Origin of the sequence: Methanocalculus sp. (genome assembly GCF_030651615.1) — an archaeon.
Lineage (GTDB): Archaea > Halobacteriota > Methanomicrobia > Methanomicrobiales > Methanocorpusculaceae > Methanocalculus.
On the sequence record NZ_JAUSCG010000114.1, the window covers coordinates 1 to 8949 of the forward strand.

The following is an 8949-nucleotide window of genomic DNA, read 5'->3' on the forward strand; positions in this document are numbered from 1 at the left end:
GATCTGCAATCACGTGACGAACGGGAATGTGGTTTTGGGCTCGCCACTGCTATGAAAGATGCAGATATCAGGATCGAGAACAATACGACACTTGAGTCTCTCCAGGATGAAATTCGCCGTTTTCTCAAAGATATGGGCGGTATACGATGATTACGGGATTCTACTTCTCATCCTCATCGAAAGTATGGGATGATCCACAATGGGTCTTTGGAATTGAAGAGATCGGGTATGACGGCTGGGAGATCTCAGCAGATGGGAACTACCGTCTTGACGATCCGTTGAAACGAAACCGTATCTGCGAGGTCCTGGAAAGCACCGGTCTGGGTGTTACGGTGCATGCACCTTATGGAGACTTAAATCTCGCCTCGATCAATTATCCGATCTGGCGGGAGTCGATCCGGCAGGTCTGCCTCTGTATCGAGCATGCAGCAGATATTACCGATCGGGTCACTATTCATCCGGGATACCTCTCACCTCTCAGTAAACTTGATCCAAGTCGTGCATGGTTGCTCCAGAAAGATGCACTCAAAGAGATCGGCACTGTTGCTCAAGAGCATGGCGTCCTCGCCTGTCTTGAGAATATGATATCAATCAAAGAGTTTCTCTGCAGGGATCCGGGCGAACTCTTCGGGATGATCGAGGGGATCGAAGGCATTGGCATAACGATCGACCTTGGTCATGCGAATACTACCGGTACTGTAAAAGAGTTCCTAAAGCATCTCCCCTCAGCAGATCATCTCCATATTCATGACAACCATGGTGGATCTGATGAACACCTTCCCTTGCAGAAAGGGACTATCGACTGGACGATGGTCTCAAAGGCAATTGTCGGAAAGTATCAGGGCATCGTCGTTGTTGAAGGCAGGGATCTGAAAGAAGCTGAAGAGAGCCTCACCGTTGTCAGGGGGTGGAACTGATCGCCGGAGAGACACTTCATGTTCACTTCCTCGGAACGGCTGGTGCTCTACCGACACCACAGAGGAATCCTTCATGCATCATGATCAGAAGAGGATCTGATACGATCCTCTTCGACTGCGGGGAAGGGGCACAGCAACAGATGATGCGCGCAAGAACCGGGTTTACCGTTAACGCGATCTTCATCTCCCATTGGCATGCGGATCACTACCTCGGGTTATTCGGCCTCTTCGAGACGATGGGATTTCATGGGAGGGAGGAGCCAATCCGGCTTTATGGTCCCCGGCGGGTTCATGAGTTCGTCTCGATCATCAGGCAGATGAATCAGGGTTTGTCTTTTCCTATCCAGGCAGTGGAACTGCAGGATGGTGAAGAAATTCGGTTTGATGGCTATCGGGTGATCCCCTTTGCCACAAGGCATGGCTGTGAAAGCTTCGGATTTATTCTCACAGAGGATGAACGTCCGGGAAGATTTGACCGTGATCAGGCGATCTCACTTGGTGTTCCTCCAGGCCCTCTTTTTGGGCGTCTTCAGCGGGGAGAGGATGTGAGCGTCACAGTTGACGGCCAGGAGATTATCATTCAACCTGATCAGGTGATGGGGGAGAACAGGCCGGGGAGAACAGTCGTTTATACCGGTGACACCCGACCTCTCAGGTTCTGGCCTGAGTCAGCGTATGGTGCTGATCTCCTCATCCATGATGCGACATTTGATGATCTTGAAGAAGAACGTGCAGACGAGGTCTTCCATTCGACCGCAGGAAAAGCCGGTGCTGCCGCACGAAATCTCTCTGTACTGCGGCTTGCCCTGGTTCATATCAGTTCACGCTATACCCAGACGGCAAACCATATACAGGATGCAAAGAAATACTATCACGGCGAAGTTCTTTTTCCAAATGATTGTACGATGATCGAGATACCATTTCGGGACTGATGGCTATGGAGGGATTACTTGATGAACCAGATGATAGCAGGATTCACCCACCGTTACCGGGACGTTCTGATTGTATTTGTGGCCCTCTTCATCAGTACGCTCCTTGCATCAGTCGCAGGCATTTATCTTGGATCAGTCAACGAACTCCTTCTCCTTATACCGGGACTGATGATCCTTGTACCTTCCTCCATCAATATGAGAGGGGCGATCGCCGGGATACTCTCCTCAAGGCTTGCATCGGCGATGCATCTCGGTGCATTTGATATTCAATATGGTAGGGGATCCGTCCTTGGAGATAACCTCCAGGCGACCTTCATCCTGACTATAATCATAGCTGCAATCGTTGGTCTGATTGGATTTATAATTGGTGAAGCAGCAGGTCTTGAGATAATATCTGTGATGGAGATGATCCTCATCTCTGTCATTTCAGGATGTTTTGCAGGTCTGATCGTAACGCTGATCACCCTTCTTGTCTCGCTTGGAACCTATCGTTATGGTTTCGATCTTGATCTGGTGGGTGCTCCGACCGTCACTACAGCAGGGGATGTAGTAACTCTCCCTCTTCTTGTCGTCTCTGCTGTTTTTATCGTGAATCTCTCTCCTTTCTGGCAAAATTGCCTTTTTATCGTCGTCCTTCTCCTCCTCGCCCTGAGTGTCGTCACAACAATCGGGGGGACCGATGTTGTACGATCAATAATAAGGGAAGGGTTGCCGCTCCTTGCTCCACTTTGTATCCTTGGAACGATTGCGGGGGTGATCTATACCGAAGGTCTGGATGAACTTGTTTCAACTGCTGCTCTCCTCATCCTCATACCGCCCTTTATGAATGGTTGCGGAGCAATCGGAGGAATAATATGTTCACGTCTTGCGACAGGAATGCATATGGGTTCTATTGAACCAAAACTGATCCCTGACCGCGAGGTATTATCCGGTTTTATGGTAAATTATCTCTACGCGCTCATGATCCTTCCACTGATGGCGATGATCGCGCACGTTGCAGCCATCCTTATGCACCTCGACTCTCCTGGACTTCTGATGATGGTGGTAGTATCGACCATTTCTGGTCTCATCGTAATAACGGCTTTAAACGGACTTGCCTACCTGACTGCGAGCATCTCGTTCTCACTCGGATATGATCCTGACAACTTCGGCATTCCTGTGGTCACGAGCAGTATCGATCTTATTGGAGCGAGTGTGCTGATTTTGATGATACACCTGCTGCTATAGTGATAAGTAGTGAAAGAGAAAGTAGTAATGAAGATATGTTCGACCTTGATCGTCAGCCCGTCAACTTTAAAGATGTCCTCATTGAGATGAAGGATGTCTCCGAGTTGATGGTCGATCTGGCATATTCTGCAATCCTCTTTGAGAGCAAAGAGATTGCACGTGAAGTGGTCAATCTGGAGGAGACGATGAACCGACTCCTGTACCAGGCACGGATCACCAGTATTCTTGGCGCACGGAGGATGGAAGAGGCCGAATCCATGAGTGGTCTCCTCCAGATCGCAGAAGGGGCAGAGAGGATCTCGAATGCTGCCTCTGAGATCGCAAAGGTACTCTTAAAGGATATACGCATCCCTGTCAGAATGCGGCTCGCTCTCCCGGAGGCTGAAGAGGTAACCATCCGTGTCGAGATTGAACCGGGATCAGATCTGGATAATGTTGTTCTTGGGGAGGTTCGTCTTCAGAGCACCACAGGCATGCGGCTCATTGCGATACGAAGAGGACGTGTCTGGACATATGATCCGGATAAATATACACGCCTTCTGAAAGGAGATGTACTTCTTGCAAAAGGGCCTGAAGATGGAATTGCCCCCCTCTGCAGGGTTGCCGGTGTACCTCTCCCGTCAATGGAGCCGGCTATCGGTGAGGCGGTTGACGACCTTGATCGCGCAGTTTTCTTAATCGTCGAGATGAAGAATATCAGTGAACTTGCTGTTGGGCTAGCCTATACTGCGCTCCTCTTTGACAGCAAGGATATTGCAGAAGAAGTGGTATGGCTTAACGATCGTATGGATTCGATGCGCCTGCGGCTTGAACTCTGGGTTCTTGAGGCTGCAAAGAGAGTTGAACAGGTTGAAAGCCTCCGGGGCCTGCTGCATATGTCAGCATTTGCTGATGCCATCTGTAGTGCCGCCTTCTCAATTGTTGATGTGATCAGACGTGATATTGAGATACCTCCGATTTTCCAGAAGATTATACGGGAGTCTGATGAGATCATCTCCCGGATTGATGTAAAAGCAGACTCTTTTCTTGCAGGAAAGACCCTGAAAGAGGCGTCGCTTGGCGCTGTCACCGGCATGATCGTCCTTGCAATTAAACGGGGAGAAAAGTGGATCTATCGGCCAAAGAAGCATGTCAGGCTCTATGATGGTGATACGATCATCGCCAAAGGGCGTCGGGACGGAGAGTGCCGGCTACTGGCTCTGTGTAAGCCACAAAATGAATGAATATAGAATGGAGAGATCAAATGACCGATATAAAAGAGATTGTTTATAAACTCGGGCCAGGATGTGAGCTTGAGGATGTACAGGAAGGTAATGTCTATGTTGGGACTGTCCAGGGTTTTGCAAACTTTGGAACCTTTGTTATGCTGAATAATTCTGTAAAAGGACTTGTTCATAAGAGCAATGCAATTACCCAGCATCAGGAGAGAACTGATATTCTTGTGATGGTTGCACAGGTTCGTCCAAACGGAAACATCGATCTCCGTGAAGTGGTCCTCGATGACTATTCGACGAAACTTGTGAGCAGGCAGGTTAAGACTACAAGACTCTCTGATCTCGGACAGAAGATTGGACGGCGTGTCACCATTGAAGGAGAACTTGGGCAGGTTAAACAGACGAGCGGACCCACCATCTTTACCATCCTTGATGAGACAGGTACAGAAAATGCGGCTGCATTTGTCGAAGCCGGAGTCAGGGCATATCCTGAGGCAAATACCGGAGATATCGTCCAGATATCCGGTGAGGTGATGAAGAGGAACAATCAGCTGCAGATCGAAGTATCCTCTCTCCACCGTCTTGATGGAGACGAAGCAGACATTGTTCGAAAGAGGATTGTCGAGGCGCTTGACCAGAAGTCCGAACCGGATGATATTCCGTTCCTTGTCGAGAGTGAAGTCTTAACGAAACTCAGACCTGAGATGCGAAAACTCGCAAAGATAATCCGGCGTGCCGTCTTTACGCAACAGCCAATAATCCTCCGTCATCATGCGGATGCTGATGGCATCTCTGCTGCTGCTGCTGTTGAAACAGCAGTTGTTGCGCTGATTCGTGAGCATGTATCGGACTCCGACTCCGATTACTACCTCTTCAAACGATCCCCTTCAAAGGCTCCTTTTTATGAGATCGAGGATATCACCAGGGATCTCGACTTTATGCTGAAGGACAGCGTCAGGTTTGGCCAGAAACTCCCACTGATCCTCCTGATGGATAATGGATCGACTGAGGAGGACATGCCTGCTTATAAGGTTGCACAGGTCTACGATCTTGATATCGTCGTCTGCGATCACCATCATCCGGATGAGATCGTTGATTCGTTCCTGAAGGCACATGTTAATCCGTACCATGTCGGCGGTGACTTCGGTCTCACAGCAGGTATGATTGGAACAGAACTTGCTAGGATGATCAATCCTGCTGTAGAAAGACAGATTCGTCACCTGCCTGCCATCGCAGGGGTTGGTGACAGGAGTGATTCTCCGGAGATTCCCCAGTATCTTGCCCTTGTCGCAGACGAGTATCCAATTGAGGATTGCAAAAAGATCGCACTCGCTCTTGACTATGAGCAGTTCTGGCTCAGATTCAATGACGGCCGTGAGATCGTAAAGGATATTCTCAATCTTAATAAGAACCCGATACGGCATAAGAGGCTTGTAACACTCCTTGTTGAAGAGGCACTGGCAGCTATTGCCGAGCAGGTTAAAACGCTGATGCCACATGTCGAATCCCGTACTCTCTCATCCGGGGCACATCTCTTCATTGCTGATGTCGAGATGTACGCACATCGGTTCACCTTCCCTCCACCCGGTAAGACATCCGGTGAGATCCATGATATTCTATGTAAAAAGTATGAAGGAGAGCCGGTTGTCACGCTTGGCCTTGGACCTGACTTTGCAGTGCTCCGGTCACGTGGGGTTATGATGAATATCCCGGTGATGGTCAGAGAACTCCGTGAAGAGATATCTGGTGGGGGTGTCAACGGTGGTGGGCATCTTGTCGTTGGAAGCATTAAGTTTGTTGAGGGGATGAGGGGCGAGGTCATCGATAAGCTGATTGCAAAGATCTCTCTGGCTCCTGTTGCATAATTATTGCGACAGAGATGTCCTGAAACACAACTAATTTATATAGGTAGAGCGTAAATGTAACACCAGAGGTTTTACAGATGACTGTACCAGATACTATTCGTGACCGGTATAACGATACGCAGGACAGGATTCTGAAATATTTACGTGGGGGTATACAGAAGGGGCGGCATTTCTTCAAATCGAAATACATTGCCAGCGATCTCGGTCTCTCCTCAAAAGAGGTCGGAACTAACCTTGCAATCCTCTCTGAGATCTGTGATGATCTGGAGATCAAACGTTGGAGTTATTCCAACAGTACAACCTGGATGGTAACGCCGCGAGCCATATAATTTTATTCTATAAACCCCCTCTTTTATTATGACCAATACTATTGCAGAGATACTCGGAACGATCGAGTTTGTTGCTCATATTGATGAGACGAAGGACTGTCTTATGTCACAGGACCCTCCTGAATCACTATGGTTTAATATCGATGTCCCAAAAGGGCATGGATTGAATGCAGGGGATCGAATAAAAGTAACCATCGAGCGGATCTAATAATTCCGCTCAAAGATACTCTTTTGGAACTTCAATAATGATTCGGTAGCTATCGACATAGTGTGCAGAGATGATGAAATACATCTCTCTTCCTGATAAAAAAACGATGCTATTGAACGTTTTAGCCCCTTTAATCTCACCACCATCGATGATCGCACCGGTCTCCCCTTCACACAGGACATATCGAAAGAGTGCTTCTGCCGGGTATCTGTCTGCTGTTACTTCAGATCGAATCCTCCAGACCGGTGTTTGCGGAGGGGAAAAGAGTGTAGAAACTCCTCCTCTTCTCTGTTCAAGTATTCCAACTGTTACCCACTCGATCCAGGTGTACGTTTCATATTGGGCAGTACTGTATGGTGTTTTTCCAAAGAGAGGAAATACAGAATTCTTCTCCTCCTCACTTAATCGAAAGGTTCCATCCGGAAATACTGATGCTCCCGGCATATGTACCCGGGGATAACCAAATGGGTTATCGACCAGTTGAATGGTAAAGATCGGATAGGTGAACCTATTCTCTGCCTCTGCAAATTCTGTCAGAAACAAGGATTCGGATCTCTCTTGATTCTCCATTGGCAGCAGAGAGATCTCCGGAAGAAGATTTGTTGGGTGAACCAGAAGACTGATTATCAAAACAACAACAAGTCCTGCTATGAAGATGATGAGATCATCCTTGCGCATAGAGAAATTGTGGTGTTATTAGTAAAATGAGTTGTGATCAAAACCTTCACCGATAGTGCCAGCTTGAAGAAAAATCCATCTCTGGTATATAGAAAAGTTCTTTTGGGTTGGAGCATCAACAGAAGGTATGGAGATTCCAATGCTCAGGACCTGGGTCATCTTTTACCTTATCTCATTTGTGGTCCTGCTCTTTGCTCTTTTCCTCTCTTCTCAGGGGATAATGCTCTGGGTGAGCCTCTTTCTTGTCATTATTCTCATTGGAGTGAACCTTTTCACTCTTTATATTGAGATAAACCGAAGAAAAAACAGGATTAACAAACTGAAAAGTATTTCAAAGGTAGATGATCCCGAATATCATCTCGATCAGAAGAAACTATGGTGATTTCTTCCCCTTAAACATCATTTTTACAAAGAATCTTCTGGAGTGAGTTATAGTGTGAGAATAACCCCTCCACTTCGCGGCCAAGATACTCGGTCTTTCCCATAACATAGAATCCACCGCTGTTCAATGCACTGTGAAATGTCCGGGCCAGATCATTCTTCTGTTGTTCCGTGAAGTAGATCGTGACATTTCTACAGGTGACCATATCAAGGTACCGTGATGCCGGTACCCCGCTCATCAGGTCATGCTTTCGGAAATGAATCATATCTTTTAAATGTTGCTTCACTTCATATCTGCCATCAGGAAGCTCGTTAAAGTGACGTCGAATTGTGGCTTGATTCAGTTTCTCTACAGTTTTACTCTCGTAAATGCCTTCTTTTGCCCTTTGAAGGATCTTCTCATCGATATCTGTTGCATATATGGTGCTTGTAATACTACCTTTTCGGGGTGTCAGTTCTGACAGAATCATTGCAAGTGAGTATGGCTCCTCACCGGATGAACACCCGGCGCACCATATTCTTATCCGACCATGTTCGGAGAGGATCTTTGGGATGAGCTCTTTTCTGATGATCTCAAATACTTCGCCATCTCTGAAGAACTCTGTAACATTGATGGTTAGGGCATTCCTGAGTAGTTCCCATTCGGCCGGATGATTCCCCAGATATCGGGAGTACTCTTCATACGTGCCGGTTCCGGTAGAGCGCATCCGTGAAAGAAGTCTTCTTTTGATGTACTCTTCTTTATAGCTTGAACACTTGACACCGAGGGTTTTCTCTATCAAATTTTTAATTTGCTTAAGATCATCCATATGTAATACAATTATTATATTGATCCCCATCTATTTGTAACGATCTCTCAATCATTTCTGTCTCCAAACTGCGAAGGAGAGCAGACAGAACTACTCTCGATTATCCTGAGAGATTTGATAGGAATCTTTATCTTTATAGCTCTGCTACGTTGACATCATGAGAGTTATTGCTCCTCTCCTTATCGGGTTGTTTCTCTTATGCACCCTCTCTGCCGGTTGTATGACGACTGGTGTCGGAGACATCGTCTACCAGGGCTCTGCATTTGAGATCAGGATCGATGAGGATATTCTGCCGGAAGAGGTGACGGTACAGATCATCATCTTCAGGATTGAGGGTCTCTATCAGGAGGAGGAGTTACTCGTCATTGAGAGGAAGGTAATTGCGCCGG

11 protein-coding genes are annotated in these 8949 nt (G+C 47.3%); 9 read left to right on the top strand and 2 right to left on the bottom strand.

All coding sequences use genetic code 11. The features are described 5' to 3' along the window. The first annotated feature begins 146 nt into the window (after window positions 1-146). The 7 genes from Q7V06_RS05130 to Q7V06_RS05160 all read left to right on the top strand — a co-directional run bounded on the left by Q7V06_RS05130 (window position 147) and on the right by Q7V06_RS05160 (window position 6692). On the top strand, window positions 147-917 hold the full coding sequence (locus tag Q7V06_RS05130; protein ID WP_304839032.1) for a sugar phosphate isomerase/epimerase family protein: 771 nt from the start codon (window positions 147-149) through the stop codon (window positions 915-917). Further along, window positions 917-1849: a ribonuclease Z gene (rnz, locus tag Q7V06_RS05135; protein WP_304839051.1), complete on the top strand. Its 933-nt coding sequence runs from the start codon at window positions 917-919 to the stop codon at window positions 1847-1849. Before Q7V06_RS05130 ends, rnz begins: the two co-directional genes overlap by 1 nt. 21 nt (window positions 1850-1870) lie before the next feature. Continuing rightward, a complete protein-coding gene (locus Q7V06_RS05140; protein WP_304839033.1) occupies window positions 1871-3076 on the top strand; it encodes a magnesium transporter in 1206 nt (401 codons plus the stop codon). Between the two features lie 35 nt (window positions 3077-3111). After that, entirely contained in the window at window positions 3112-4299 is a 1188-nt protein-coding gene (locus Q7V06_RS05145; RefSeq protein WP_304839034.1) for a potassium channel family protein, read from the top strand. 20 nt (window positions 4300-4319) lie between these two features. Then, window positions 4320-6155 (top strand): DHH family phosphoesterase, encoded by a 1836-nt coding sequence (locus Q7V06_RS05150; protein WP_304839036.1) that lies wholly within the window; start codon window positions 4320-4322, stop codon window positions 6153-6155. Window positions 6156-6232: 77 nt separating this feature from the next. Beyond that, window positions 6233-6484 carry a hypothetical protein gene (locus Q7V06_RS05155; protein WP_304839038.1) on the top strand — a complete coding sequence of 84 codons (252 nt, stop codon included), beginning with the start codon at window positions 6233-6235 and terminating at the stop codon, window positions 6482-6484. A gap of 28 nt (window positions 6485-6512) precedes the next feature. Next, window positions 6513-6692 (top strand): hypothetical protein, encoded by a 180-nt coding sequence (locus tag Q7V06_RS05160; protein WP_304839040.1) that lies wholly within the window; start codon window positions 6513-6515, stop codon window positions 6690-6692. 9 nt (window positions 6693-6701) lie between these two features. Here Q7V06_RS05160 and Q7V06_RS05165 read toward each other — a convergent pair whose 3' ends face one another. Continuing rightward, window positions 6702-7370, bottom strand: coding sequence for a hypothetical protein (locus Q7V06_RS05165; RefSeq protein WP_304839042.1), 669 nt, complete (start codon window positions 7368-7370; stop codon window positions 6702-6704). Between the two features lie 127 nt (window positions 7371-7497). Between Q7V06_RS05165 and Q7V06_RS05170 the strand changes: the two genes are divergently transcribed. After that, window positions 7498-7752: a hypothetical protein gene (locus Q7V06_RS05170; protein ID WP_304839044.1), complete on the top strand. Its 255-nt coding sequence runs from the start codon at window positions 7498-7500 to the stop codon at window positions 7750-7752. 10 nt (window positions 7753-7762) lie between these two features. Here Q7V06_RS05170 and Q7V06_RS05175 read toward each other — a convergent pair whose 3' ends face one another. Next, window positions 7763-8590: a protein-glutamate O-methyltransferase CheR gene (locus tag Q7V06_RS05175; protein ID WP_370650811.1), complete on the bottom strand. Its 828-nt coding sequence runs from the start codon at window positions 8588-8590 to the stop codon at window positions 7763-7765. 127 nt (window positions 8591-8717) lie between these two features. Between Q7V06_RS05175 and Q7V06_RS05180 the strand changes: the two genes are divergently transcribed. Next, the coding region (locus Q7V06_RS05180; RefSeq protein WP_304839049.1) for a hypothetical protein at window positions 8718-8949 on the top strand (232 nt) is incomplete at its 3' end.